19 protein-coding genes and 1 pseudogene are annotated in these 26,270 nt (G+C 64.6%); 13 read left to right on the plus strand and 7 right to left on the minus strand.

Annotated features, from left to right (window positions below; genetic code table 11):
* Positions 1-187: 187 nt before the first annotated feature.
* The 5 genes and pseudogenes from AC0KW6_RS13220 to AC0KW6_RS13240 all read left to right on the plus strand — a co-directional run.
* Positions 188-694: pseudogene (locus AC0KW6_RS13220) on the plus strand (transposase); the annotation flags it as partial.
* Positions 695-771: 77 nt separating this feature from the next.
* A complete protein-coding gene (locus AC0KW6_RS13225; protein WP_474035169.1) occupies positions 772-1,128 on the plus strand; it encodes a TRAP transporter small permease subunit in 357 nt (118 codons plus the stop codon).
* Between the two features lie 3 nt (positions 1,129-1,131).
* The gene (locus AC0KW6_RS13230) at positions 1,132-1,572 is read left to right on the plus strand and encodes a TRAP transporter large permease subunit (RefSeq protein WP_474035106.1); all 441 of its coding nucleotides are present in this window, start codon (positions 1,132-1,134) and stop codon (positions 1,570-1,572) included.
* Between the two features lie 443 nt (positions 1,573-2,015).
* Positions 2,016-2,978: a TAXI family TRAP transporter solute-binding subunit gene (locus AC0KW6_RS13235; RefSeq protein ID WP_474035107.1), complete on the plus strand. Its 963-nt coding sequence runs from the start codon at positions 2,016-2,018 to the stop codon at positions 2,976-2,978.
* Between the two features lie 66 nt (positions 2,979-3,044).
* Positions 3,045-4,829 (plus strand): TRAP transporter permease, encoded by a 1,785-nt coding sequence (locus tag AC0KW6_RS13240; protein WP_474035108.1) that lies wholly within the window; start codon positions 3,045-3,047, stop codon positions 4,827-4,829.
* Positions 4,830-4,996: 167 nt separating this feature from the next.
* On the opposite strand, the gene AC0KW6_RS13245 is transcribed toward AC0KW6_RS13240, so the two are convergent.
* The gene (locus tag AC0KW6_RS13245) at positions 4,997-5,593 is read right to left on the minus strand and encodes a glutathione S-transferase family protein (protein ID WP_474035109.1); all 597 of its coding nucleotides are present in this window, start codon (positions 5,591-5,593) and stop codon (positions 4,997-4,999) included.
* Between the two features lie 64 nt (positions 5,594-5,657).
* Between AC0KW6_RS13245 and AC0KW6_RS13250 the strand changes: the two genes are divergently transcribed.
* Both AC0KW6_RS13250 and AC0KW6_RS13255 read left to right on the plus strand, forming a co-directional pair.
* Entirely contained in the window at positions 5,658-6,362 is a 705-nt protein-coding gene (locus AC0KW6_RS13250) for a helix-turn-helix transcriptional regulator (RefSeq protein WP_474035110.1), read from the plus strand.
* Positions 6,363-6,755: 393 nt separating this feature from the next.
* The gene (locus tag AC0KW6_RS13255; RefSeq protein ID WP_474035111.1) at positions 6,756-9,296 is read left to right on the plus strand and encodes an AMP-binding protein; all 2,541 of its coding nucleotides are present in this window, start codon (positions 6,756-6,758) and stop codon (positions 9,294-9,296) included.
* On the opposite strand, the gene AC0KW6_RS13260 is transcribed toward AC0KW6_RS13255, so the two are convergent.
* The 3 genes from AC0KW6_RS13260 to AC0KW6_RS13270 form a co-directional block, all read right to left on the minus strand.
* Positions 9,293-10,501, minus strand: coding sequence for a pyridoxal phosphate-dependent aminotransferase (locus tag AC0KW6_RS13260; RefSeq protein WP_474035112.1), 1,209 nt, complete (start codon positions 10,499-10,501; stop codon positions 9,293-9,295). The genes AC0KW6_RS13255 and AC0KW6_RS13260 overlap by 4 nt on opposite strands.
* Before the next feature lie 133 nt (positions 10,502-10,634).
* Positions 10,635-11,522, minus strand: a complete 888-nt coding sequence (locus AC0KW6_RS13265) for a LysR substrate-binding domain-containing protein (protein WP_474035113.1) — start codon at positions 11,520-11,522, stop codon at positions 10,635-10,637.
* Between the two features lies 1 nt (position 11,523).
* On the minus strand, positions 11,524-12,414 hold the full coding sequence (locus AC0KW6_RS13270) for a LysR substrate-binding domain-containing protein (protein WP_323778279.1): 891 nt from the start codon (positions 12,412-12,414) through the stop codon (positions 11,524-11,526).
* A 152-nt stretch (positions 12,415-12,566) separates the two neighbouring features.
* On the opposite strand from AC0KW6_RS13270, the gene amaB reads away from it, so the two are divergent.
* Positions 12,567-14,069 (plus strand): L-piperidine-6-carboxylate dehydrogenase, encoded by a 1,503-nt coding sequence (gene amaB / locus AC0KW6_RS13275; protein WP_323778278.1) that lies wholly within the window; start codon positions 12,567-12,569, stop codon positions 14,067-14,069.
* Entirely contained in the window at positions 14,059-15,330 is a 1,272-nt protein-coding gene (locus tag AC0KW6_RS13280; RefSeq protein WP_474035114.1) for an NAD(P)/FAD-dependent oxidoreductase, read from the plus strand. Before amaB ends, AC0KW6_RS13280 begins: the two co-directional genes overlap by 11 nt.
* Positions 15,331-15,359: 29 nt before the next feature.
* Here AC0KW6_RS13280 and AC0KW6_RS13285 read toward each other — a convergent pair whose 3' ends face one another.
* On the minus strand, positions 15,360-16,460 hold the full coding sequence (locus AC0KW6_RS13285; RefSeq protein WP_474035115.1) for a zinc ABC transporter substrate-binding protein: 1,101 nt from the start codon (positions 16,458-16,460) through the stop codon (positions 15,360-15,362).
* Positions 16,461-16,557: 97 nt separating this feature from the next.
* Between AC0KW6_RS13285 and AC0KW6_RS13290 the strand changes: the two genes are divergently transcribed.
* The 3 genes from AC0KW6_RS13290 to AC0KW6_RS13300 are packed head-to-tail and all read left to right on the plus strand — an operon-like array spanning position 16,558 to position 18,589.
* Complete coding sequence (locus AC0KW6_RS13290; protein ID WP_323778274.1) at positions 16,558-17,040, plus strand: Fur family transcriptional regulator; 483 nt, start codon at positions 16,558-16,560, stop codon at positions 17,038-17,040.
* The gene (gene znuC / locus AC0KW6_RS13295) at positions 17,037-17,786 is read left to right on the plus strand and encodes a zinc ABC transporter ATP-binding protein ZnuC (RefSeq protein WP_474035116.1); all 750 of its coding nucleotides are present in this window, start codon (positions 17,037-17,039) and stop codon (positions 17,784-17,786) included. Before AC0KW6_RS13290 ends, znuC begins: the two co-directional genes overlap by 4 nt.
* Positions 17,783-18,589: a metal ABC transporter permease gene (locus AC0KW6_RS13300; RefSeq protein ID WP_323778270.1), complete on the plus strand. Its 807-nt coding sequence runs from the start codon at positions 17,783-17,785 to the stop codon at positions 18,587-18,589. Before znuC ends, AC0KW6_RS13300 begins: the two co-directional genes overlap by 4 nt.
* Before the next feature lie 123 nt (positions 18,590-18,712).
* Here the strand turns inward: AC0KW6_RS13300 and AC0KW6_RS13305 are convergent, their stop codons facing one another.
* Together AC0KW6_RS13305 and AC0KW6_RS13310 are read right to left on the minus strand one after the other, a co-directional pair.
* The gene (locus tag AC0KW6_RS13305; protein ID WP_474035117.1) at positions 18,713-20,995 is read right to left on the minus strand and encodes a response regulator; all 2,283 of its coding nucleotides are present in this window, start codon (positions 20,993-20,995) and stop codon (positions 18,713-18,715) included.
* A 17-nt stretch (positions 20,996-21,012) separates the two neighbouring features.
* Complete coding sequence (locus AC0KW6_RS13310) at positions 21,013-21,831, minus strand: PhnD/SsuA/transferrin family substrate-binding protein (RefSeq protein WP_474035170.1); 819 nt, start codon at positions 21,829-21,831, stop codon at positions 21,013-21,015.
* A gap of 488 nt (positions 21,832-22,319) precedes the next feature.
* Between AC0KW6_RS13310 and AC0KW6_RS13315 the strand changes: the two genes are divergently transcribed.
* Positions 22,320-26,177: a PEP/pyruvate-binding domain-containing protein gene (locus AC0KW6_RS13315; protein WP_474035171.1), complete on the plus strand. Its 3,858-nt coding sequence runs from the start codon at positions 22,320-22,322 to the stop codon at positions 26,175-26,177.
* The last annotated feature ends 93 nt before the right edge of the window (positions 26,178-26,270 follow it).

Consider the following 26,270-nt stretch of genomic DNA (forward strand, 5'->3'; position numbering starts at 1 on the left):
ACAGCGGCAGGCAATCGACAAAACCCGAGCGATCTACATGCGAGCATCATGCATCGCGAATATCACCTTCGGGACGTCGACGCCTTGGATGCCGAGATGAAGCACCAATTGGGATGACTTCGAAAAGAACCTTGCAGGTGGCCGATACAAGCGACAATATCAACGAGCGCAGATGATCAATTAAAGAACCTGCATTCCGATGCGGCGCGGGTTCCTTTACCTGATCGCCATCATCGACTGGTACAGCCGGAAGGTGCTGAGCTGGCGGCTGTCGAACGCAATGAACGCCGGGTTCTGCATAGAGGCCTTGAAGGATGCGCTGGCCAAATACGGTCAGCCGGAGATCTTCAATTCAGACCAGGGTTCGCAGTTCACCAGCACCGGCTTCACCGACGTGCTGCGCGACGCCAAGGTGAAGATCCCGATGGACGGCCGCGGCCGCTGGCCCCGCTCTCGTCGTTTGCAAGCAAACGACTGCCGCGCAACGGACAACCGGATGATCGAACGGTTCTGGCGGTCGCTGAAATACGAATGCGCCTGCCTGAACGCCTTCGAGACCGGCTCGGAGGCCCGCAACGGGATCGGGGCATGGATCAACCATTCCAATGGAAAACGTCCGCACTCATCGCACGGGCTGCTGACGCCCGCCGAGGCCTATGATACGCCACCCCAGATCCTGAAAGCCGCCGCCTGACATGAAACCCAGGCTATAGCTTAACCCGGCGGAAAACTGGTCGCAAAAACAGAACCACCTCTGTTGGGCTGCTGCAGCTGTCCACCTTATGCGCGAATTGGCTGTACATGACCGGGGCTGTTCTAGCCTCCCGCAACAGGGAGCATATTGTCGTTGATTTCACCGCACAGGCAATTTCCTCGCCGCGGCTGCAGGCGCTGCGGGAACTGCTGCTGGCGGTGATTGTGCTGGTGCTGGATGTGTTCTTTCTGTCGCTGGCGCGCGACATGCTGGGCTGGTCCTTCCGGCGGCCGCAGACTACCCCGGGCCTGGGCATTCCGCTTCTTGCGGGACAGGGCGCCATCGTATTCGCCGCTGCGGCCGCCACGTTATATGCGCTGCGTGATGCCGTGGCCGGGATTCTGAAACTGTTCATTGCCAACAGGGAGACCTGAGCTATGGAGCCGATCTGGGCAATCCTTACCCTGCTGGTCTTGATGGTGTTCGGCGTGCCAGTTGCCTGGTGCTTCGCCGGCGTGCTGATGTACCTTGTCTGGACCTATGACGTCTCGACCCCGACCCTGCTGCTGCAGGGCTTCCGGTCACTGGATTCGGTTATCTTGCTGGCCCTGCCGCTGTTCTTGCCGCTGATACTGGCGAATAACGTGGGTCCGGTGCATTTCGGAACCATTGTCGCCCGTTCAGTTGTGATCGGCGCCAACAGCCCGCCGGTTGCGCCGATCCTGTATATGGCCTGCCGCACCGGCAATGTCTCGATTCACCGGGCAGTAGCACCGGCGTTGATGATGATCTTCCGGGGTGCGTTGCCGGTGATGCTGGCGGTGACCTTCCTGCCAGCGCTATCGCTGTTCCTGCCTCGGCTGATAGGTGTTTACTAGGTATAGTTTTCAGTATCTGGCACGGCCTGGCAGGCAAATGCCTTCAAAAGCCACAGGTGTGGCGGGTAGGATGGGCGCTCCCGCAAAAGGGCCTTGTTGCGGGAGTGCGCCCTGGCGGTTTTTGGGCGAAGGGATGCAGGGGCTCTGTTGCGTCGGGCCTTCTAGGCTGAAATGTGCGGTGTTTCCGTTTCCACTCAAGCGGTTTCAGAACAGAGGTTCGCAGCGAAGACGATCCCATGGTATAAGCCGCGCTTTGGGTTTTACCGGCACAGCGCCGGCACGGCGGAAACGGACCTCATCACGGCCCCTGTTCTTCCAGTTGCCGGCGGCGCCAGCAAAGCGTTTTTTCAAGCCTATGCAAACCGGTGCCGCTATGGCCGGTCTGGCGCAGCGGCCTAAGTTGGACTATCGACTATTCACGGTCTGGGACGGAGGAACCACTTATGACGAAATTTCTGAAACATATGGGCGCCATGATGGCAGCCGGCGTGCTGCTGGCAGGAACTGCTCAGGCTGAAACGCGGGTGACCTACAAGTCTGCCAAGAGCGGCTCCTCTTACTACCAGATGGGGGTGGAACTGGCAGAAGCAATGAAAGCCGGAACAGATGGCGGCATCATCGTCACCATCGAGGAAAGCCAAGGGTCGACCCAAAACGTGATGGAAGTGCGGGCGCGCGGCGGCGACTATGTGTTCACCACTCCGCCAGCGCTGGTCGGCCTCGCGCAGCAGGGTAAAGGCCCCTTCGAGGGAAAGTCGGCGCCGCAATTCGATGAAATCCGGGCATTGTTCCCGATCCCTTCTCTGACCATGCATTTTGTGATGGCCGGCGAAGGCGGCACCGGCAAGCTGGACGACCTGGCGGGAAAGACAGTGTTGCTGGGCAAGGGCTCCTTCGGTGCGACCGAAGGCGAGAAGTACCTCACCCTGTTCGGCCTCGCCGACAAGGTGAAGATCGCCGATGCGGAGCTGTCGAACGCGGTTGCCGCACTGAAGAACGGCCAGATCGGCGCTTTCGTCACCGCCGGCTCCTTCCCGGCGCCGAACGTGGTGGAAGCGGCCGCCTCGACCCAGGTGACCCTGCTGTCGCTCAGCCCGGAACAGGTGGCTGAGACCAAACGCACCAAACTGGTGATCCCGGCGGGCACCTATGCGGGCCAAGATGAGGATGTGACCACCACTTCGCTGCCGGTTGCTGCCTTCACTACCACCAAGATGGACGAGGAAACTGCCTATCAGCTGACCCGCACCTATTGGGAGCAAAAGGCCGAGATGGCGGATACCTCTGCATGGTGGAACGGTGTGACCGAGGAACTGATGGCGCATATCACCACACCGCTGCACCCGGGTGCTGCCCGCTATTACGAGGAAGCCGGTATCGCCCTGCCGGACGCCCAAAAGCAATAATCGACTGTTCGGCGCGTCTCGGGGCGGCTACCCCCGCGGCGCGCTGTTTCTTTTAAAGGCCCCCCAATGACAAAATTACCGACGCGCCGCCTCGCCGCTGGCTTCTGGCTGCTGCTGGCCACAGGGCTGGTGGCCTACCACCTTGCGCTTGTGTTTGCCGGGATCGTTCCGAACCTTGTGAGCCGCCCGCTGCATATGGCGTTTATCCTGCCCTTTGCGCTGGTCTTTGGCGTCAAGGCGCGGGGGCGGCTTTATTCGGGAATTGTGCTGGCGGTGCTGGGCTGCGCGGCGGCCATATGGGTTGCGGTTAATGCGGATGCATTGGGCGATCAATACGGGTTCCTTGAGGGGCGCGGGCAGATCGTTATTGCCGTGCTGCTGCTGGCCGTGGTGCTGGAGACCGCGCGGCGCGCGATCGGCTGGCCGCTGCCAGTAGTGGCAGCGCTGGCCCTGCTCTACGGGCTGTTCGGCCAGCACATTCCGGGCGAGTTCGGCCACTCCGGCACGCCGCTGGAAAGTTTTCTCGGCACGCTCACCATCGCCGAGGGCGGCATCTGGGGATCGCTGACCGGGGTGTCGGTCGGGGTGGTGTCGATTTTCGTGATCTTCGGCGCGGTGCTGAACGCGGGCGAGGCAGGCCAGGGCTTCATGAATGTGGCCGGGGCCGCCGCCGGCCGTCTCAAGGGCGGCGCGGCCAAGGTTTCGGTTATTTCATCCGCGCTGTTCGGTTCGATCTCCGGCTCGGCGTCGGCCAATGTCGCCTCTACCGGCGCCATCACCATGCCGGCGATGACGCGGCTGGGCTACCCCAAGCGGCTGGCGGCAGCGGTCGAGGCAGTGGCTTCCTCCGGCGGTCAGATCATGCCGCCGCTGATGGGGGCGGGCGCCTTCGTTATGGTGGAGCTGACCGGGGTGCCCTACACCTCGATCATGGCGGCGGCGGTGCTGCCTGCGCTGCTGTATTTCCTGGCGGTCTGGGTTGGCATCAACGCCTACAACCGCCGCTTCGAGCTGCGCGGCGTGCCGCCGGAAGAGCGGCCGCAGCGGCGCGACGTGATTATAACCTCGCTGTTTTTCCTGGTGCCGTTCACCGTGCTGCTGTGGGGCATGTTCGGGGCTGGTTTCACGCCTGAATATGCCGCCGCCCTGTCGGTGCTTGCTGGTGCGGTTCTGCTGCTGTTCAACGCCGAGATGACGTTCAAGCCGCGCCAGATCCGCGACCGCGTGATGGCGGCCTTGCTGAATGCGGCGCGGCAGGTTTCGATGATCGCCGCGATCATCCTGTGTGCTTCGATCATCATCGGCGTACTGTCGATCACCGGGCTGGGCGTAAAAATCACCTCGCTGATTATCCAGGGGTCGGGCGGGCTGCTGTGGCCGTCGCTGATCCTGACCGCGATCGCATGCCTGATCCTGGGCATGGAGGTTCCGACCACCGCGGCCTATGTGATCTGCGTTTCCGTCGCCGGACCGGCGCTGACACAGCTTGGGCTCGAGCCGTTGCAGGCGCATCTCTTCGTATTCTGGTTCGCGCTTCTGTCCACCATCACGCCACCGGTCTGCGGCGCTGTGTTCATCGCAGCGGGTATGATCGGGGAAAGCTGGCTGAAGGTGGCGCTCACCGCAATGTCGCTGGGCGTCGGGCTGTACCTGATCCCGCTGGGGATGGTGGCCAATCCGGGCATCTTGAACCTCGCCGATGATCCGCTGAACGCCCTGATAGCACTGCTGCGCATGGGCGTGGGGCTGACGCTGGTCTCTGCCGGGTTGATCGGAGCGCGCCGCCTGGCTCCCACCATAGGACTCTGCGGGCTTGGGCTCGCGGTCACGTTCTCCGGTCTCTGGATCTGAGCACGGCCGGGCCGAAACTGGCCGTAATCGAGGTCAGCCTGAACCGGTCCCGGCTTTCAGCGTGATGTCCATGGGGCACTGAAAGTTGTCAGCGCGTGCTCATTCTTCAGCGGCGCCGGAAAAGTGACCGAAAGGCCCGGCTTCGCGGCCCTGCCCTGTTTCCGCCGTCAGGATCTTTCCCGTTCTGTGACGGCCTTGAACGCCGGACGATCGGCGCAGCGCCTTATCCAGGCTTGGACCGAGGGCTGGTCCGGCATGGCGTCCGGAAGCCAATGGAAGGGGCTCGACAGCAGCAGGTCGACCGCCGAGTAGTCCTCTCCGAGAAGATAGGGCTGGCCGTCCAGCGCTTCGGACAGGCGGGCGAAAACGGCATCCAGGTCGCGGAATGTCGCGTCCAGGACGGGATGATCGATCTTCGCCCAGTCGAGCACCAGCACGGGCTCCATCACGCCCTGATAATAGAACAGCCAGCTCAGGAAGGCGCCGCGCTGCGGGTGCCCGGCGGGACGGCCGTGCCCGGCCTCGGGGAACTTGTCAGTCAGGAAGGCGACGATTGCACCGCGCTCGCGAACGCTATCCTCGCCGTCGCTCAGGTAGGGCACCTTTTTCTCGGGGTGCGGATTGCGCGGGTCCGGACCGCCGCTGCCGTCCGGCCGGGCGACAGTGACGCCGACCACGTCGATACGGTCGGCGATGCCCATCTCCTCGATCAGGACGAGGATGGACGTCGAGCGGGAGTTCGGGGCGTGGTAGAGTGTCGGCATGGGTATCTCCTGGAATTGCGTGATGCCTTGACTTAGCTGCAAGCTGCTGACAGATCGCGTCAGCATGGCCCGGACCGACCGCCTCATGCGCCTGATGGACGCGCTGCGCCGCCTGCCCGCGCCGGTCACGGCCGCGCGGCTGGCGCAGGAAACAGACGTATCAAGGCGGCAGCTCTACCGCGACATCGCCACGCTGCGCGCGGGCGGCGCTCTGATCGATGGCGAGGCCGGGGTCGGCTACCGGCTGACCGAGGACCCGGCGTTGCCGCCGCAAAGCTTTTCCCGGCTGGAGATCGAGGCGCTGGTCCTGGCCGTGGGAGAATTGCGCCAGACGGGCGATGCGGCATTGGAGGCGGCGGGCCGTTCCGCCCTTGCCCGGATCATAGCCACGCTCGCCGACGGGCAGTCGCAGCAAGCCATGCACACCGTTTTGCGCAGCTTCCGCCCGCCGCCTGCCCGCGTGGAGTTCACCGTCGACATGCCGCTTCTGCGCCGCGCCTGCTGGGAAGAACTGGCGCTCGACGTGCGGTATCATGACCTCAAGGGCCAGGTCACGCAGCGCGAGGTCTGGCCCCTGGGCATCAGTTACTCGGACGGCACACTGATGGTGCTGGTCTGGTGCTGCCTGCGGCAGGACTGGCGCGTCTTCCACGCCGCCGGGATCGAACACGCAGGCCTTAACGGACGCAGCTTCCGGCCCCGGCGTGTGTCTTTGCTGCGCGGCTACGCAGCGCGGCACACTGCTCCCGGATCGTCCGAAAGAAAGTAGGAGCGGCCGATCCGCACGGGGCTGCCGGCTCCGAAAGAGAAGGGGCTGGACTGCAAGCGGCCTCCATGTGCTGCCAACCCCTGGAGGACCGGTATACGCGGTATTTGCTGGAATTGGACGAGAAGGGCAAAGGACTGTGATGATATCGCCGCTGCCATTGTTCTGCTGACTTTGCCATGCGGCCTGTGACGGAAACCTTCAGCCGGCATCCCGTTTCAGACAATCCAAAATGCCGCTGGCCGGATTGGCGGCTTGATATCGTCATGTTTCCCATCTGCCGCCCTCAATCTTCACTCCGGCTCCACAGCCGGAACCGGGCTGGCACAGGGTCGCCGGTCAATAATTGACAAAATTAGTAAATTAAATTACCCGCCGCGCTCGAAGGAGATGCGGATGTTCTACGACCTGGCCGGATTGCGTGCGTTTGCCGGCAATCCTTGCGTGATTGCGGCGGACGGAGCCGAGCTGACTTACGCTGCGCTGGCTGACGCCGCCGCAGAGTTCGGCAGACTGCTGCCGCAAGACCGGCGGCTGATTGCGGTTGAAGCAGCCTCCGATCCCGAAGCCGTCATCGCCTATGCAGGCGCCTTGGCCGCGGGCCACGCTGTGATGCCGCTGCCGGCCGCAGACCCCGCCACCGCCGCCCGCCTTGAGGAAAGGTTCCGCCCGGCTGCCAGCTTCCGGCGCATGGGCGGAACCTGGCGGCTGCTGGCGCACGCGCATGACCCCGCAGAAATCCACCCGGATCTGACACTGCTGCTGCAGACCTCCGGCAGCACCGGCCACGGCCGCGGGGTGCGCCTGTCCGGCACTGCGGTGGATGAAAATGCCAAGGCCATTGCCCGGTATCTGGAAATCCGGCCCGAAGACCGCGCCGCGCTGATCCTGCCGCTGCATTACTCCTACGGCCTGTCAGTGCTGCACTCGCATCTTGCCGCCGGTGCCAGCCTATGGCTCTCTCCCGGCTCGGTGCTGGACCGCGGTTTTGCCACAGCGCTGGAGGCCTCCGGCGCCACCAGCCTGGCCGGCGTGCCGCATCACTTCCGCCTTCTGGACAGCGCCGGCCTGTCCCATTCTCTGCCGGTGAACATCAAAACCCTCACCGTCGCAGGCGGTGCCATGGAGCCGGGTCAGGTGCACGCCTGGGCCACCCGGATGCAGGCCCGCGCCGGGCGGTTCTTTGTCATGTACGGCCAGACCGAGGCCACCGCGCGGATCAGCTACCTGCCGCCGGAACTGGCACTGGACAATCCCGGCGCCGCCGGCCGCGCCGTTCCCGGCGGCCGCCTGCTGCTGCGCTCTGCAGCCGGTAGCGAAATCACCACGCCGGAAGGCGAAGGCGAGCTGATCTACCAGGGCCCGAACGTGATGATGGGCTATGCCGAAAGCTGCAGTGATCTGGCCAGGGGCGCAGAACTCAGCGAACTGGCAACCGGCGATCTGGCCCGGCGCGATGCAAACGGGCTTTACCACATCACCGGCCGGCTCTCGCGGATGTCCAAGATCGCCGGCCTGCGCATCGGCCATGACGCCATCGAACGGGCCTTGGCCGCTCAGGGGCATGAGGCCGCGGTTTGGGGCGATGACAGCCGCATCTCGATCGCCATCTGCGGGCCAAAGGACGGCATTGCCGCGATGGCCGCCAAGCTGGCCGGCATCGGCCAGCAGCATTTCACCGTCCTGCCGCGTAAATCCCTGCCGCGGCGCGCCAATGGCAAGATCGACTACCCGGCGCTGAGGACGCAGTCAGCGCAGCCCAAACCTGCCCGGAATGTGCTGGCAGCCTTTCAGGCCGCCTTTGCGCCGCAGACCGTGGGCCGCAACGACAGTTTCGCATCGCTCGGCGGAGATTCCCTGCGCCATGTCGAGCTGTCCCTGGCCCTGGACGAGGCCCTCGGCGGCGCCCCTGCCGGCTGGGAAGTCATGCCGATCAGCGCTCTGGAGCAAGCCGCCCCGGCGCCCGGCGCCAGCCTGCCCTTCGATCTGGCGGCGCGTGCGGTTGCCATCCTCGCGGTGGTGGTGGCGCATCAGACCTTCTGGCCGGTGTTCGGCGGCGCCGCGGCGATGGTGATCCTGATGGGGATGAGCGTCGCAGGCTTCCGCTGGGACGCGCTGAAATCCGGCGATATGCGCAGTTTCTTCAAACCGGTGGCGGCGGTGCTGATCCCCTATTACCTGATCCTCGCAGGCTACGCCGCGGCCTGGGAGCAGGTGCCCTGGGTTTCCCTCTTTCTGGCCGGCAACTTTGCCCTGACGATCCCGGAAACCCACCTGATGCTGCCGTATTTGTACTGGTTCATCGAGGCCTATCTGCAGATGACCCTGCTGGTGGCGCTGCCCTTTGCCCTGCCGCCCGTGCGCCGCTGGCTGGTCCGCCAGGGCGCGTTCCGCAGCGGGATGTGCTTCCTGGCACTTGCCGTGGCATTGCGGCTGATCGTGCCGGAGGTCTGGCCAATCGGCGGCCGGGCACAGTTCACCGTGCCGTGGGTCTTCTACCTGTTTGCCCTGGGCTGGTGCATCACCGCCGCCAGCACGCTGCGGCAACGGCTTCTGGTGCTGGGGGCAGCCTGCCTGATCATGCCCGCGGCGGCCTATCTTGGCGGCAACTGGTACGGCGGCTGGATCAAATACATGTGGCTCTTGGCGCTGATTGCCGGGCTGCTGTTCGTCACCCGCCTGCCGATGCCGCGGTTTGCGGCCCGCCCGCTGATGCGGCTGGCGCAGGCCGCCTTCCCGGTCTACCTGCTGCACCGTTTTGTGCCGGAACTGCTGATGCCAATGATCGGGCTGGAGGGCCGCAGCCCGCTGATCGATGCGCTGGCAATCATTGGCGGCCTGGCCCTCGGCCTGGCCGCTGCCGCCGTGCAGCGCCAGCTGGTGCAATCCTGGATCAGCGCCCGGAGCCGCCGCCAGCCGGCCGCGGCACCGGGCTAAGCCAGCGCCGAAACTGCAGCGGCGATCCGGGACAAGGCTTCCTGCAGCTCCGTCTCGGATGTCGCATAGGAAATCCGGAAATAAGGGGAGATGCCAAAGGCCCGGCCCGGCACCACGGCCACATGATGGCGGTCCAGAAGATAGGCGCAAAAATCCGCGTCCGTCTCAAGCACAGCCCCCTCCGGCGTCCGCTTGCCCAGCACGCCTGCGCAGTTGGCAAAGGTATAAAACGCCCCCTCCGGCACCGGGCACTCAATGCCGTCCATGCCATTGAGCGCCTCCACCACCAGATCGCGCCGCGCCTGAAAACCGGCCCGCCGCTCTGCCAGCACCTCCTGCGGCCCGTTCAATGCTGCCGCCGCTGCCGCCTGCGAAATGGACGACGGGTGCGATGTCGATTGCGACTGCACCACTTTCATCGCCGCAATCAGATCTTTCGGCCCGCCCGCATAGCCCAGCCGCCAGCCGGTCATCGCATAGGCCTTGGAAACGCCGTTGACCGTCAGCACCCGCTCCTTCAGCCGCGGCTCCACCTGCGCAGGCGTGGCGAATTCGAACCCGCCATAGGTGATGTGCTCATACATGTCATCGGCCATCAGCCAGACATCCGGATGCCGCAGCAGCACCTCCAGCAGCGGCCGGTAATCCGCAGCGCTGTACCCCGCGCCTGCCGGGTTCGAGGGCGAATTCAACAGCAGCCAGCGGGTGCGCGGGGTGATTGCCGCCTCCAGTTTCTCTGCGGTCAGCCGGAACCCTGTGTCACTGCCGCAAGGCACCAGCACCGGCTCGCCGCCTGCAATGCGGATGATATCGGAATAAGAGGTCCAGTAGGGCGCGGGCACGATCACCTCATCGCCGGGATCAAGGCTCGCCATGAAGGCATCAAACAGGATCTCCTTGGCGCCGGTGCCCGCGATGATCTCGTCCAGCCCATAGTCCAGCCCGTTATCGCGTTTGAACTTCGCCTGCACCGCCAGCCGCAATTCCAGCGTGCCGCCAAGCGGGGTGTATTTGGTCTCCCCCGCCCGCATCGCGGCGGCGGCGGCCTCCTTGATATGGTCCGGCGTGTCGAAATCCGGCTCTCCTGCGCCAAGGATGATCACCGGCGCCCCCTGGCGCTTCATCCCGGCAGCTTTTGCGCCGATGGTCAGAATCTCCGAGACCTCGATCGGGTCAAGACGGCTTGCGCGGCGGAACTGGGCCATGGCGAGGGCTCCCTGCTGGTTTGCTGGCGCTGCAAGGTTGCCGCGGCCAATACATCAGGAAAACCGGCCGTTTGCGACAGCATTCATTCCGGTTTGGCATCAAATTCCAAGGGCCGCGCCCATGTGGCCCCTCTCAATCCGACTTCGATCGCAATTGCTTCTTCAGCCACCGTTCAAGCTTCTGCACCGCTTCCGGCACCGGCCCGTGCGGGCGCACCAGGTAATAGCGCTTGCGCGACACCAGCTCCGGTCCCGGGATCCGCAACAGATCCCCTGCCGCAATCTCCCGCGCCACCATGTCATAGGGCACAATCGCCGCGCCCAGACCCGCCGCCGCGGCCGCAATCACCATCGAATGCTGGTCGAAATAGCGCCCGTCCTGCCGCGGTGCCCCTGTCAGCCCCGCACGCTCGAACCATTCCGCCCAGGATCCCGCCCGGCTGTCCAGATGCAACAGCGGCGCCTGTGCCAGATTACCCGCCAGCTCCAGCCGGTGCGCGGTGTAAAACCCTGGGGCGCAGACCGGCACCATTTCCTCGCCGAACAAGGGCGCCATATGGGTGCCCGGCCAGTTGTCCAGCCCGTAGTGCACCGAAAGGTCAAAGTTCTCCCGCGCAAAATCAAACGGTTCCAGCCTCGTCGAGAAACTCAGCTCCACCTCCGGATGGCGGGCGAAAAAATCCGGCAGCCGCGGAATCAGCCACAGATTGGCAAAGGCCGGCAGCACCGCAATCCGCAGGGCCGAGCGGCCCGCACCGGCAGCTGCAGCCTTCTGCAGCGTCGCCCGCAAACCGGCCAGATCCAGCTCCAGATCGGCGGCCAGCCCCTGCCCTGCGGGCGTCAGCACCACACCGCGGCCCGACCGCTGGAACAGGTCGAATCCCAAATCCGCCTCCAGCTCCTTTACCTTTTTGCTGACGGCGCTTTGCGTCAGGCCCAGTTCCTCTCCCGCAGCCGTGAAACTCTGATGCCGCGCAGCGCTTTCGAAACAGCGCAGATGGGTCAGGCTTGGCAGCCGCATCTCAGGCCTCCCCCAGCTGCGACAGCAGCCATTCGCGGAATTTGATCAGCGGATACTCCTCTGCCTGATCCGCAGGCCAGACCAGGAAATACTCGCCCAGACTCACCGCTGCCCCTTCCATCGCCAGCGCCAGCCTGCCTTGCGCAATCTCGTTCTGCGCCAGGAAATCCGGCAGCAATGCTACCCCCAGCCCATGCACCGCCCCCTGCGTCATCGCCGAGGATTGGTCAAACAGCATCCCCCGCAGCTTTGCCGCCGGCACATCATGCAAGTGAAACCATTGCTCCCAGCAATCAGGATGGGTCTCCAGATGCAACAGCGGGTAATCCAGCAGGTCCGCAGGCGCAGACACCGGCCCCGCCATCAGCCCCGGCGCGCAGACCGGCAGCACATATTTCGGCATCAGCGGCAGATACGCCACCCCCGGCCAGTCCCGGGTGCCGTAATGGATCGCCGCCTGCGCCGTGCCCGCATCAAAGCTGAACGGCAGGTTGTGGGTATGCAGGTTCACCGTGATGCCGGGATGCGCGGCGGCAAACTCCCGCAGCCGCGGCGCCAGCCAGTGCAGCCCGAAGGACGGCAGGATCGACAGGGTGAAGCTGCCGCCGTCCGGATTGGCCCGCAGCTTGACCGAGGCCTGCGCCAGCCGGGTCAGGATCGCGCGCGCCTCCTTGGCAAAGCCTGTTCCGGCAGGCGTCAGCTGCATCCGCATCTGGTCACGGGCGATCAGATCGACCCCCATCTGCTCCTCCAGCTGTTTCAATTGGCGGCTGATGGCGCTTTGGGTCAGGGACAAATCCTCTGCCGCAGCCGAGGCACTGCCCAGCCGGTCCACTGCCTCCAAAGCCAGCAGCGAGGGGATTGAGGGCAGAAAACGGCGCGGCGCAATCATATGACTCTAACTCATAGGGGCAGAATTTAGTTTCATTAGCAATCCAGAGAGCGCAGTGCAATTTCTATATCAGAACCCTATCCGGCAGGATACCCGCGGAATCCACCCAAAAGTTTTCCTCATGCCCTGCCCCGCTCGACAAGGACCCTGATATGCCCCACTCCGACATCCTCGCCGCCGCCGGCCTGAGCCAGGCCGAACTGACCGGCGGCAGCCTTGCCGTCACCACTCCCGTGGACGGCAGCGAAATCGCCCGGCTGAAGACCCACTCCGCGGCAGAGGCCAAAGCCCGGATCGCCGCCGCCAAAGAGGCCTTCAAATCCTGGCGCCTGGTGCCCGCCCCCCGCCGCGGCGAACTGGTCCGGCTTCTGGGTGACGAATTGCGCCGCGAGAAAGAAAACCTGGGCCGCCTCGTCACTCTGGAGTGCGGCAAGATCTACCAGGAAGGTCTCGGCGAAGTGCAGGAGATGATCGACATCTGCGACTTTGCCGTCGGTCTCTCGCGCCAGCTTTACGGCCTTACCATTGCTTCCGAACGCCCCGGCCACGCGATGCGCGAAAGCTGGCATCCGATGGGCACCTGCGGCATCATTACCGCCTTCAACTTCCCGGTTGCGCCCTGGTGCTGGAACGCGGCGCTGGCGCTGGTCTGCGGCGATCCGGTGATCTGGAAACCGTCGGAAAAGACCCCGCTCACCGCCCTCGCCGTGCAGAAGATCTGCGAACGCGCCATGGCGGCTTTCGGCGCGGACGCCCCCGACGGGCTGATCCAGGTGCTGATCGGCGAACGTGATCTGGGCGAGGCGCTGACGGCTTCCAAAGACGTTGCCATCATCTCCGCCACCGGCTCGGTGCCGATGGGCAAGGCGGTCTCCGCCGACATGTCGAAACGGCTCGGCCGCACTATTCTGGAGCTCGGAGGCAACAACGCGATGATCGTGGCGCCCTCCGCCGATCTGGAAATGGCCCTGCGTGCTATCGTCTTTTCCGCCGTCGGCACCGCCGGCCAGCGCTGCACCTCTCTGCGCCGCCTGATCGTGCATGAGGATATCTATGACGCGCTGATCCCGCGCCTGATCAAGGCCTACGAGGGCCTGCCGATCGGCGACCCGCTGGCAGACGGCACCCTGGTCGGCCCGCTGATCGACGGTGCCGCCCTGGACGCGATGACCAGCGCGCTGGAACGCGCCCGGGCAGAAGGCGGCACCGTGCATGGCGGCGCCCCGGCCCTGACGGACACCCACGGCGCAGCCGCCTATGTGCATCCGGCCATCGCCGAGATGCCCGCCCAGACCGCCATCATGCACACTGAAACCTTCGCCCCGATCCTCTATGTGGTGAAATACTCCGATCTCGACCAAGCCATTGAAATGCAGAATGAAGTACCCCAGGGCCTCAGCTCCTGCATCTTCTCGACAGACGTGCGCGAAACTGAATATTTCCTCTCGGCAGCGGGCTCGGACTGCGGTATTGCCAATGTGAACATCGGCCCCTCCGGCGCTGAAATCGGCGGCGCATTCGGGGGCGAAAAGGAGACGGGCGGCGGCCGCGAAAGCGGCTCCGACGCCTGGAAGGGGTACATGCGCCGGCAGACCAACACCGTGAATTACTCGCGCGAGCTGCCGCTTGCTCAGGGGATCAAATTTGACATCTGAACCGGCGTCCAGCCTCTGGCAGCAAACCTGTCAGGAAAACACTGCCTTCCCGGAATTCACCGGGGAGGCAAAGGCCGACCTTGTGGTGATCGGCGGCGGCTACACCGGCTGCAGCGCGGCGCTGCAAGCCGCAGAAATGGGCGCCTCCGTCCAGCTGATCGAGGCGGCGGAGATCGGCAGCGGCGGTTCGGGCCGCAATGTCGGGCTGGTGAATGCAGGCCTCTGGCTGCCGCCCGAAGACATCAACGCCGAACTTGGTGCCGTGTCCGGCAACCGCCTGTCAGCCCTCCTGAGCGGCGCCCCTCAGAGGGTGTTCTCCCTGATCGAAAAACACCGCATTCAATGCGAGCCGGCACACACAGGCACCTTGCACTGCGCCCATGCGCCGGCCGGGCTCAAGGATCTGCAGCGCCGCCATGCCCAGCTCACCGCCATCGGCGCGCCGGTGGAATTGCTGGACCGGGACGAAGCCGTCCGGCGCACAGGCTCCGCTGCCGTGCACGGGGCTCTGTTCGATCCGCGCGCAGGCACAATCCAGCCGCTCGCCTATGTGCGCGGCCTGGCCCGCGCCGCCGCAGCTGCCGGCGCGCAGCTGCACAGCCATTCCCCTGCCGCCGCGATCAGCCGCGGCGGCAGCAGCTGGCATGTCTCCACCCCCAAGGGCAGCATCCGCGCCAAACATCTGATTATGGCGACAAATGCCTATGCCCGCGATATCACCGGCTATCAGACGCCGCAGGTGATCCCGGTGCATTATTTCCAGGCCGCCACCGACCCGCTTCCCGCCGCGCTGCTGGAGAAAATTCTGCCGGGCCGCGAAGGCTGCTGGGACACCGCGCTGGTGATGTCCTCCTGGCGGCTGGATCAGGCCGGGCGGCTGGTGATCGGCGGCATGGGGGCGCTCAACCACTGCGGCAGCGCTCTGCACCGCAATTGGCTGCCGCGCAAGCTGGCGGCGCTCTATCCGGAACTGAAGGACATGCCCCTGCGCAGCCACTGGCACGGCCGGATCGCGATGACCACCGAACACCTGCCCAAGATCCTCGATCTGAACGGCGGCTTGGCCTGCTTCGGCTACTCCGGCCGCGGCATCGGCCCCGGCACGCTGTTCGGCGCCGCCATGGCCGAAACCTTGCTGACCGGCGACCGCTCCCGCCTGCCAGTGCCGCCGTCACACGGCCACGCGATCCCCTTCGCGTCCTTGCGCAGCACCTATTACGAAACCGGCGCCGCCCTCACCCATCTGGTCAGCAACCGCTAAAAAGGCGGGCCGCCCTGGCCCGCCTCCGCTTATTTACAGCTGGCAATCGCGGCGCCAAGGTTTTGCAGCAGCGCCGGATAAAACTGCGGTCCCGGCTCCAGGCTGGCTCCCAGCGGATCCAGCACAGCAGTGCCTGCCCCGGTGCCGTCCAGCACGGTGGCCGCCAGGCCGGGATTGAACTGCGGCTCCGAGAACACGCAGGACACTTCCAGCTCCGCCACCACATCGCGCACTTCAGCAATCCGGGCCGGGCTGGGCGTGCTGGCGTCGCTCAGCGAGATCGCCCCTGCCGTCTGCAGGCCAAAGCCCCGCTCGAAATACTGATAGGCATCATGGAACACGATGAACTGCCGGGCCCGGAACGGCTCCAGAACCGCCGTGATACTGGCGGCAGCCTCCGCAATCTCCTGTTTGCCTGCCTCTGCGTTGTCCTTGTAGGCGGCAGCGTTATCCGGATCGTGTTCTGACAGCTCTGCTGCGATCACGTCCAGCCACACCTGCGCATTTGCCGGCAGCAGCCAGGCATGCGGATCGGCCCCCTGGTGATCATGCGCATAGGCCGCAGCGTGAGCCTCATGGCCCTCGTGATCATCATCGTGATCATCGTGGCCTGCTTCCCCATGCTCGTCATGATCATGGCCCTCGTGACCGTCACCGCCTTCGCCGCCGGCATGCGCTTCGTGATCCGCATGATCTTCATGACCGTCCTGATCGCCGTGTTCCCCATGCGCCTCCTCATGCGCATGCGCCTCAAACCGCGCCCCTTCGCGGAAGGCCAGCACCGTTGTGCCCTCTGCCTGCAGCAGCTCAATCCGGTGCGCGTCCCCGGCCAGCTTCTCCAACGGGCCTTCCAGCCAGGGGGTCAGCGGTTCCCCCAGCCAGAAGACCAGATCCGCCTGATCCAGCGCCCGCGCCTCCGAGGGGCGCATTGAATAGCCATGCGGCGATGCTCCCGGCGGCACCACAAGGTCAGGTGTGCCCAGGCCCTGCATCACCCGCGCAACCAGCCCGTGCACCGGCGTTATATCCGCCGCCACTCGCGGCACCTCCGCCCAGGCAGCCCCCGCCCCGGCCCCGGCCAGCAAGGCCACCGCTGCCGCACTGTTTTTCCACATGCTGGATTTATGCATTTCCGCCTCATGTAACTTTATAACATCACGCGGTTGATAAACGTCATAACATAACATATCAAGAGCCAAATCAGCCTCCGCCCAAAGGACCCGCGCAATGGACACCATCGGTTTTGAACCGCATGACCACAGCAGCTGCATTCACGATTGCATCGCGGCGGTGGACACTCAGTGCCGCACGGCCGGGCTGCAATTCACGCCCGTGCGCCGCCGGGTGCTGGAGATCCTGCTGCAGGAACACCGCGCGCTCGGGGCATATGAAATCCTCGACCGCCTGCGCGAAGAAGGCCTGGGTTCGCAGCCCCCGGTGGCCTACAGGGCGTTGGATTTTCTGGTGAAAAACGGCTTTGCCCATAAGATCGAACGCCTGAACGCCTTCATCGCCTGCACCCATCCGGGCGAACATCACGCGCCGGTCTTCCTGATCTGCCGCGCCTGCGATGCGGTGGCTGAATCGCAGCGCGAGCCTACCCAGGGCCAGCTCGGCCAGGCTGCCCGCGACGCGGGGTTTGTCATCGAACGCGCCGTGATCGAGGCCGAGGGGCTGTGCCCCAAATGCCAGCAGGCAGGCGCCGCATGAGCTTGATTTCTCTCGATCATCTGACTGTCGCTTATGGCGGCAAGACAGTGCTGTCCGGTGTGAACCTGGCGATTGAACCCGGCGAGATTGTCACTGTGGTCGGCCCCAACGGGTCCGGTAAATCCACCCTGCTGCGCAGCGTGATCGGCGCCCTGAAACCCACAGGCGGCGCCGTCAACCGCGCGCGCGGCCTGCGCATCGGGTATGTGCCGCAGAAACTGCATATCGACCCCACCCTGCCGCTGACCGTGCGCCGCTTCCTCAGCCTGCCGGAACGGGTTTCCGATAGCCGCGCCTCCGAGGCATTGGAGCAGGCCGGCGCCGGCGATCTGGCCTCCCGGCAGATGTCCGGCCTCTCCGGCGGCCAGTTTCAGCGGGTTCTCTTGGCGCGCGCGCTCCTGAACAATCCGCAGCTGCTGATCCTCGATGAGGCCACCCAAGGCCTGGACCAGCCCGGGTCCGCCGCCTTTTACCAGCGCATCGAGAAGGTCCGGCAGGAGCTTGGCTGTGCGGTGCTGATGGTCAGCCATGAGCTGCATGTGGTGATGGCGGCCTCGGACCGGGTGGTCTGCCTGAACGGCCATGTCTGTTGCGAAGGGGCGCCGGAACATGTCGCCTCCGCCCCGGAATACCGCGCCCTGTTCGGCACCGGCACCCAGGGTGCACTGGCGCTTTACCGGCATGAACACAATCACAGCCATGATCATGATTGCACACATGGCAGCCATCACGAGGCGGCAGAATGATCCTGCTTGACGATTTCCTGATCCGCGCCGCCCTTGCGGGGATCGGCGTGGCCCTGGCCGCGGCACCATTGGGCTGTTTTGTGGTCTGGCGGCGGATGGCCTATTTCGGCGATGCCACCGCGCACGCGTCGATCCTGGGCGTGGCGCTGGCGCTCAGCTTTGATGTCTCGGTCTTTGCCGGCGTGCTGGCGACTGCGCTGGCCATGGCCACCACTGTCTCGGCGCTTGCCGGGCGCGGCTATGCAATGGATACGCTGCTGGGGGTTCTTGCCCATTCCTCGCTGGCCTTCGGCCTGGTCGCAGTGTCTTTCCTGCAGGGCGTGCGGATTGATCTGATGGCCTATCTCTTTGGCGATATCCTGGCAGTGGGCCGGGGCGATCTGGCGGTGATCTGGGCCGGTGCGCTGCTGGTGCTGGCACTGCTCTGGTGGCGCTGGTCCGCGCTGCTGACGGCCACATTGAACCCGGATCTGGCCCATGCAGCAGGCATTGATCCCCGGCGCGAACAGATGGTGCTGACGCTGGCTTTGGCGCTGGTGGTGGCGGTTGCCATCAAGGTGGTCGGCGTGCTGCTGATCGCCGCCATGCTGCTGATCCCGGCAGCGGCCGCCCGCCCCTTTGCCGTCACGCCGGAACGGATGGCGGTGATTGCCGCACTGCTGGGAATGCTGGCGGCATCGGGGGGGCTGCAGCTGGCTTTTGTGTTCGATACCCCCGCCGGCCCCAGCATCGTTTGCCTGGCGGCCGCGCTTTTCGCCGCCGCCAGCCTTGCCGGCCTGGTGCTGCAGCGGCATCGCGGCTGATGGCTGTCCTATCGCACCCCTGCCGCGAGGGACAGCAAACGGCCCTGTTGCGGGCAGCGGGCCTCACTCCGGGCCTGTCTCTGCCTGCGGAAGACCCCTTGGCCGGCCTGGGCAGGCGCCGTCTCAGCTGCCAGTGCGCTGCAGGTTGTCATCGCTGGTCCACTTGCTGACCGCTTCGATCAGCGCCTTCTTGTTGATCGGCTTGCTGAGGAAATCATCCATCCCCGCCTGCAGGCATTTCTCCCGGTGGGTCTGCAGCGCATTGGCGGTCAGCGCCACAATCGGACATCTACTGCTGCCGGTCTCCGCCTCGATCCGGCGCATCTCGGCGGTGGCCTCCAGCCCGTCCATCTCCGGCATCATCATGTCCATCAGGACAATGTCGGGCCGCTCTGCCTGAAACTGCGCAACAGCCTCCACACCGTTCTTGGCAACACTGATCTTCAGCGGCGTATTTTTCAGCATTTTGGTAACCACCAGCTGATTGGTGCGGTTGTCCTCGGCCAGCAGGACATTCACCAGCCGGCCCTGCGGCGCATCCTTGCCCCCGCCGCCGGCAGCAGCAGCCGGCTTTTGCTCCTGAACATTCAGCACCCGGGTAATCACCTGCCGCAGCTGCACCGCCCGCACAGGCTTCAGCGCAAACTCGCAAATCCCGATCGCCTCGCAATCCGACCGGCTCAGCGCCTGTTCCACCGAGGACAGCACAATCAGCGGCACCGTTTCAAAACCCGGCATAGCCCGGATCCGGGCGGCCAGTTCCTGCCCGTCCATCGCCGGCATCTGGTAGTCGAGAATAATGAAATCGAACCGGCGCCCGTCCAGCTGCGAATCCGACAGAATCTCCAGCCCCTCATGCGCCGAGCCGGCCAGCGTGCAGGCCACCCCCCAGGAGCTTAGACGTTCGGACAGCATCACCCGGTTCAATTCCAGGTCATCCACCACCAAGCCGTGGAGCCCGGCCAGGCTGAGCGGGCTGTCCGCCCGCACCGGGGCAACATGACCGCCCGCCTGCAGCGGCAACTCGATGGTGAACACAGACCCCTCGCCCAGCTCCGACCGCACCTGCACCGAGCCGCCCATCAGCTTCAGCAGCCGCGCCGAAATTGCCAGCCCCAGGCCGGTGCCCTCGAAATTTCGGCTGGCGGCATTGTCAGCCTGTTCGAAGGCGCGGAAGATATGCCCAGTCCGGCCCGGCTCAATGCCGATTCCGGTATCGGTGACCTGCAGCGTCAGCAAATGGCGGCCGTCCTGCTCGCGGCCGGTCAAATCGATGTAGACATAGCCCTTGCGGGTGAACTTGACCGCATTGCCGGCGACATTGGTGATCACCTGGCGGATCCGGCCGGCATCGCCCATAAAGATTTCCGGCAGCGCGGGGTCGTACCGCAGGGTCATCTCAACCCCTTTTTCCGCGGCCTTGGGCGACAGCAAGGTGACCACATCCTCCAATGCCGTCTGCAAATTGAACGGAGCAAGGTTAAGCTCGACCTTGCCGGCCTCGATCTTGGAGAAGTTCAGGATGTCGTTGATAATTGTCAGCAGCGCCGTGCCGGATTTTGAAATGGTCTCCGCATACATCCGCTGGTCCTCGTCCAGCGCGGTGTCCTGCAGCAGCTCTGCCATGCCGATCACCCCATTCATCGGGGTGCGGATCTCATGGCTCATATTGGCCAGGAATTCCGACTTGGCGCGGTTTGCGATATCTGCCGCTTCGCGCGCCTGCTCCATCGCGTATTCGCGCTCGTCGCGCTCGGCAAATGCGTCCTCCAGCACGCCGACCGAAAAATCCAGTGCCCGGAATTCCCGGGAGGCGAACCAGGGCAGCGGCCGCAGCGGGCTGCGCAGCCCGGCAATGGCATCAGACATCCGGTTGTGGATCATCTGCAACGGACGCAGCGCCAGAACATGCACCAGCAGCAGCACCAGCAGCGACAGCGCCAGCACCGGCACAACGGTCCAGATGATGATCTGGCGCACCTTGGCCGCCACCAGCGCTTCGCCGTCGCGGGTCGACCACTCCACCATCATGGTGCCGAAGGAAGCGCCTTCGAGCTCAATCGGCCGTTCATAGATCACATGATGGTCCGGCGGCGGCACGGCCGGCGCATTGGCCGCGGCCAATAGCCTGCCCGACGGGCTGCGGATCTGGATCGATACAATCTTCGGGTTACGGGTGACCGCCTCGATCAGCCCGGTTTCCAGTACCGGAACATCCTCCACAATGATCGATTCCAGCATCAGCCCGCTGAGCAGTGAAACCGTCAGGTCAGCCTGGTCGGCGAGCTGCTCCTCAAGCCGCTGCACCTCCTGGCTCTGCGCCAGATGGCCGACCGTCAATCCAACGGCCGACGCGGCCAGCAGCAGCGACAACACGATCTGAAAAAGTATGCCTGTACGTTTCATATCTCTACTGCGGCACCTCAGAATGCCAGGCTTCGCTCCATTGCCCGGCGGATGATGTCATAGTCGGCATCAACCCCCAGCAAAAAGCCGTTTTTTGATATCCGGCGCACGATTTCCTCGTTTTCCGAGGACAGCATCACCTTGCGCATCGCCTCCAGCACGCTGTCCGGCATATCCGGCGCTGCCAGCCAGGGTTTGGTCACATTGTCAAACGAGGCCAGCGCCCGGATCGGCACCCCCTTGGCGACCAGTTTCTTGAACGTGCTTTCCTTCAGCGCGCCCGCGGTATACTTGCCCGCGCCGACCGCCTCGCCGACCAGGTCGTGGCGGCCGAGATAGGCGAATTCCTGCAGGTCGGCGCCGCTGATACCGGCCTCCAGCAGGTGCTCCTGCGCCAGGTAGCGGCCAATCGTCGACAGTTCATCGCCAAAGGCAAAGCTCAGCCCGGCCAGTTCCTCAACCGACCGCAGGCTGCTGTCCTTATGCACCACGATCACCCCCTTGAACCGCTTTCCGCCGTTCTTGGATTCCATCGCGACAATCCGGATTGCCGGATTCTCCATCATCACATGCACATAGGACGCCGGGCCGAAACGGGCAAAATCCACTTCGCCGTCAGCCAGCTGGCGGATGCCTTCGCCATACTCCTTGGCGATCTTCAGCCGGATCGAGACCGGCTCCCCCAGTTCATCGCTCATCCGGCCGGACAGGAAAGACAAGAAAGGCTGGTACTGTTTGACCGTTACGGTTGGTTTATCGGCTGCATAGGTGCCGAACACCAATTCGATCCCGGCCTGGCCGGTGCCGGGCAGCAGGGCCGCAAGTCCAACGGCCAGCGCAGCCCCCCGGGCCGCTTCCCGCAGGCGCGTCCTGAAAACCCTAACGATATCAACGCTACACTTAAAAAGTGTCACGGTTCTAGCCTCCTGACTGCGATCGGCTGGCACCGCCGGCGGACCGCCATACTTCGTTACATAGCACATGGTTAAGAACGCAATGTTAACGCGCCTTGTATTCTCCGAAAAATTTTACGGTTCCTTTATTCTGCGCCCCCTATATTAACCATTCAGTAAGACTTTCGTAATCTTTTAGGCAAATTCGCCATAATGTCAGAATATCAGCCTCAACAGGTGCAACAGGAACTGCCGTGAAGAATACCAATTTGCCCCCCAGGACCGCCCGGTCCTTCCGCCGCTCAGCACAAGTCACCGTGCTCACATCGCTTTTTTCAGCGTTGCCCGTTGCGGCCCTGGCCATTCCATCGCCGGAACTGGTGATCGGCTCGGTGTCTTCGCTATCGCAGGTTCTGGCCGTGGGAATTGCCATGGTTTCCGGTCTTGGCGCAATCGTTGCGGCAAAACTGGGTTTTACCCCCAAACCGGGCGGTTCGCCACGCCGCTACCCGGTCAAGCTGATCTTCACCCTTGTGCTGGCAGCCATTGCTCTGGCTGCAGGAAACTATTGGCAGTACTCCTCGCACAGCGCTGCCGAGCTGGCAAGGCTGCAGGCCACTCTGACCCGTCCGGCGCAGTTTGACGGCACCGCCATCAAGGATGCCAGCCTCAAGGAGACCAGCTTCTCCAAACAGGAGAACCACCCGCTGGCGATGAGCACCGCAGACGCCGCGGCGGCGCTGCAGGATGGCTCCACCCTGTTCTACGACATCCGCGAGACCGGCGAGAACGCCATGGGCACCCTGCCCGGCGCCACCCACATCCGGTTCCCGGACTTCCTGCAGTCCCGCCCGGTGCAGCCCGGCCAGAAGGTTGTGCTGTTTTGCCATAACGGCAACCGCTCTTCGGAAACCTGCGCCAAGCTGGCGGCGATGGGCATCGACTGCAGCTTCATTGCCGGCGGCATCGAGAAATGGATCGTCGAGGGGCGCGACTTCTCCGACAAGGACGTCAAAACCCTCTCCGACCTGCGCGCCATTCCGGAATACCCAGGCAAGGATGTGCTGCTCAGCACCGGTGATTTCGAGGCGCTGCTGACCACCGAGGATCTGCAGATCGTCGACACCCGCTATCCCGGCGATTTCGAGGCCGGCCACCTGCCCGGCGCCGTCAACATCCCGATCCGCAAGATGACCACCGAGGACCTGATGGCACGGATTGCGGACCTGGATCCGGAGAGGCCCACAATCGCCGCCTGTTATGACCGCCGCAGCTGTTTCATGAGCCAGGTGCTGGGGCTGGAGCTGTCGCAGCAAGGCATTGATTTCCGCGGCCGCTACACTCTGCCATGGGAATATTTCGTCGCACCGAAACCGAAACCGCATGTGCAGGACTGGCTGGCCGAGCAGCAGACCGGTCTGTGGGACAAGGCGATCTCGGCGCTGGCAGCCGCCCTCCTGTGGGTGCATGAGCGCAGCCATATCCTGCTGGGCCTCTTGGCGCTGTCCATCGTGACCCGCATTCTGGTGCTGCCCGTCGCACTGAAATCCGAACGCGATCAGATCATCACCAATGAGACCGCGGACGAGATGAAGGCGCTGAAGGCAAAGCTGGCCCATGACCCGGTGCGCAAGGCCCGCGCGGTGCAGGCATTCTACGCCGCCAAGGGCCTCACCCCGATGAAAAACCTCACCGCGCTGCTGTTCCTGCCGGTGATGATGCTGGGCGTTTCCGCCGCACAGGAGGCCAGCGCCAGCCTGCAGGCCCCGCTGTTGTGGATGGCCGACCTCGGCGTGCCTGACCCGCTGTTCATCATGCCGGTGCTGTTCTGCGCCCTGGCCGCGGTCTACCTGTTGTGGGCCGTCGCCAAGACCAAGCGGCAGAAACTCTTGTGGATGGTGCTGGGCATGCCCGCGCTGTTTGCGATGGTGTTTTCCCTGTCCGGCGCCGCCAATGCCTACCTCTGCTTCAGCCTGACGCTCTTGCTGGTCCAGCGCGCCTATGTCACCGGCATGCACCGCAAACTGGGCGCGGCGCTGTCTCTGCGCGCCCACAAACGCAGGCTTGCCAAACTGCCCCGCGGCGTGATCCCGATGGGCTATACCGAGGAACTGCAGGACGCCGGCAACAAGGCGCTGCGCCTGTCGATCCTCAGGAACGCGGGCCTGCCGGTGCCCGGCGGCGTCATTGTCCGCTCCGACGCCATCCAGAACTACCGCGCCATGGCGCCTGCCCGCAAAGATGCATTTGCCGCACAGGTTTTCGCACTGGCCGGCGGCAAGCCGGTCGCTGTGCGCTCCTCCGCCAGCAACGAGGACGGCGCCGATCAAAGCTTTGCCGGCGTCTTTGAATCGGTGCTCGACGTGACTGCGGACAGCATGCGCGCCGCCTTGGACGCGGTGGTGGAAAGCTTCTCCTCCGCGCGCGCCGCCAGCTACTCCGGCGAGGGCGACAGCACCGGTCAGGGCAATATCGTGGTGCAGGAGATGGTGCAGGCGGAATATGCCGGCGTCCTTTTCACCCAGGACCCGATGGCCCCCGGCATGGCGATGATCGAATGGGTCGAGGGCTGCGGTGAAGACCTGGTTTCGGGCCGTGTCACCCCGACCTCCCTGCGCTTTGGCCGCTACACCGGCCTGCCCGCCGCCGAAGATCAGGACCAGACGCTGGACATGGCGCCGCTGCTGGCGCTCGGACGGCAGATCGAAGACACTTTCGGCGCCCCGCAGGACGTGGAATGGGCCTATGCAAACGGTGCGTTCCAGATCGTGCAAAGCCGCGACATCACCACGCTCAGCCTCGGCACCGAGCAGGAGAAAACCCGCCTCGCCGAATGGCGCGAAGTGCTGGACCGTTACGGCGATGCAGATCCGGACCAAATCATCCTGGAACAGGACGAAATGTCCGAGGTGCTGCCCCGCCCCACCCCGCTCAGCTTCTCGCTGATGAGCGATCTGTGGGCGCCAGGCGGCAGCGTCGACCTGGCCTGCCGCGATCTGGGTGTGCCCTATGGCCTGCCCGAGGGCTGCGACGGCCATCTGGTCAACCTCTTCGGCAAAACCTATGTCGATGTGGCGCTGAAACAGGGCATGACCCTGAAACTCACCGCCGCCAAGGCCAAGCAGCTGCGCAAACGGGCGCAGCCGATGATCACCCGCTTCCGGGCCGAGGTGATGCCGGAACTGCGCAACAAGCTGGCGATCTGGCAGGCCGTGGACTATGCCGCCCTGCCCCAGGACAAACTGCTGGAGACAATCGCCACCCTCAAAGAAATGTTCATCCGCGAGGTCTATCTGGAAGCGGAGAAGATCAACATCCTGGCAGGCTTCACCATGGGCGAGGCAGGCACCGCCGCGGCGGGCGACCCGGCCCTGCGCGCCCATCTGATGCACGCGGACCTGCCCAACGCGCCCTCCAGCCTGCTGGCCTCCTGCACCGGCAAGGACGCCCAGGCACGCGCCATGCGGCTGATGGGCCACCGCTCGATCTTTGACTACGAGCTGTCCTCGCCGCGCTACGCTGAGGCGCCGGCGCTGCTCAACTCGCTGCTCGACAGCGCGGTTGAGCCGATCGGCACCGTCCCGGTCCCTGCCAACCTGCCGGATGAGCTGGACGGCACCATCGGCATCGCCATCGCCTATCAGGACCTCAAGGAACAGGCCAAGCACGAGGCCCTGCGCGTCGTCGCCGAACTGCGCCGCGCCCTGTTGGCGCTGGGTCAGTGCAGCGGGCTCGGCGATCTGGTGTTCAGCCTGACCTTCGGCGAAGTGCAGCAGGGCAACTGGGCCGACCCGGACACGCTGCGCCACCTGGCAGAGGCCCGCGCCAAGACCGAGGCGCTGCGCAAGAAGTCCGCGCCCTCCGCCGTCACCCTCAGCCTACGCGATTGCGAACTCTTGTCGCTGGGCGTCCAGACCCAGGCGGGCGGCGGCTCCCTGGGCGGCACCTGCGTGGCCGGCGGCGGCAGCGCCACCGCCCGGGTGTTCTGGATGGAGGACGACAGCGACATCAGCCCCGCGGCCTTTGCCGATTTCCAGGACGGCGACATCCTGGTCTGCCGGATGGTCAACCCGGCCTGGCTGCCATGGGTGCAGCGCTCCGGCGCGGTGCTCAGCGAGGTCGGCGGCTGGCTCAGCCACATGGCCATCGTTGCCCGCGAAAAGGACGTCCTGATGCTGGTCGCCTGCAAGGGTCTCGACAGCCTCAGCCACGGCGAACGGGTGACCGTCAGCGAAGACGGCAGCATCCATCCGCTGCAGGAAAAGAGCCTCAAGGCGGTCTCCGCCTGATCTGACCGGCAGCGATAAAGACACCAAACACCCGCGCCGCCAGGCAGCGGGTGTTTTTCATATCTTGCGGCGGACAGGCGGGACATCCCCCGC

This window comes from Leisingera sp. SA215, from assembly GCF_055902035.1.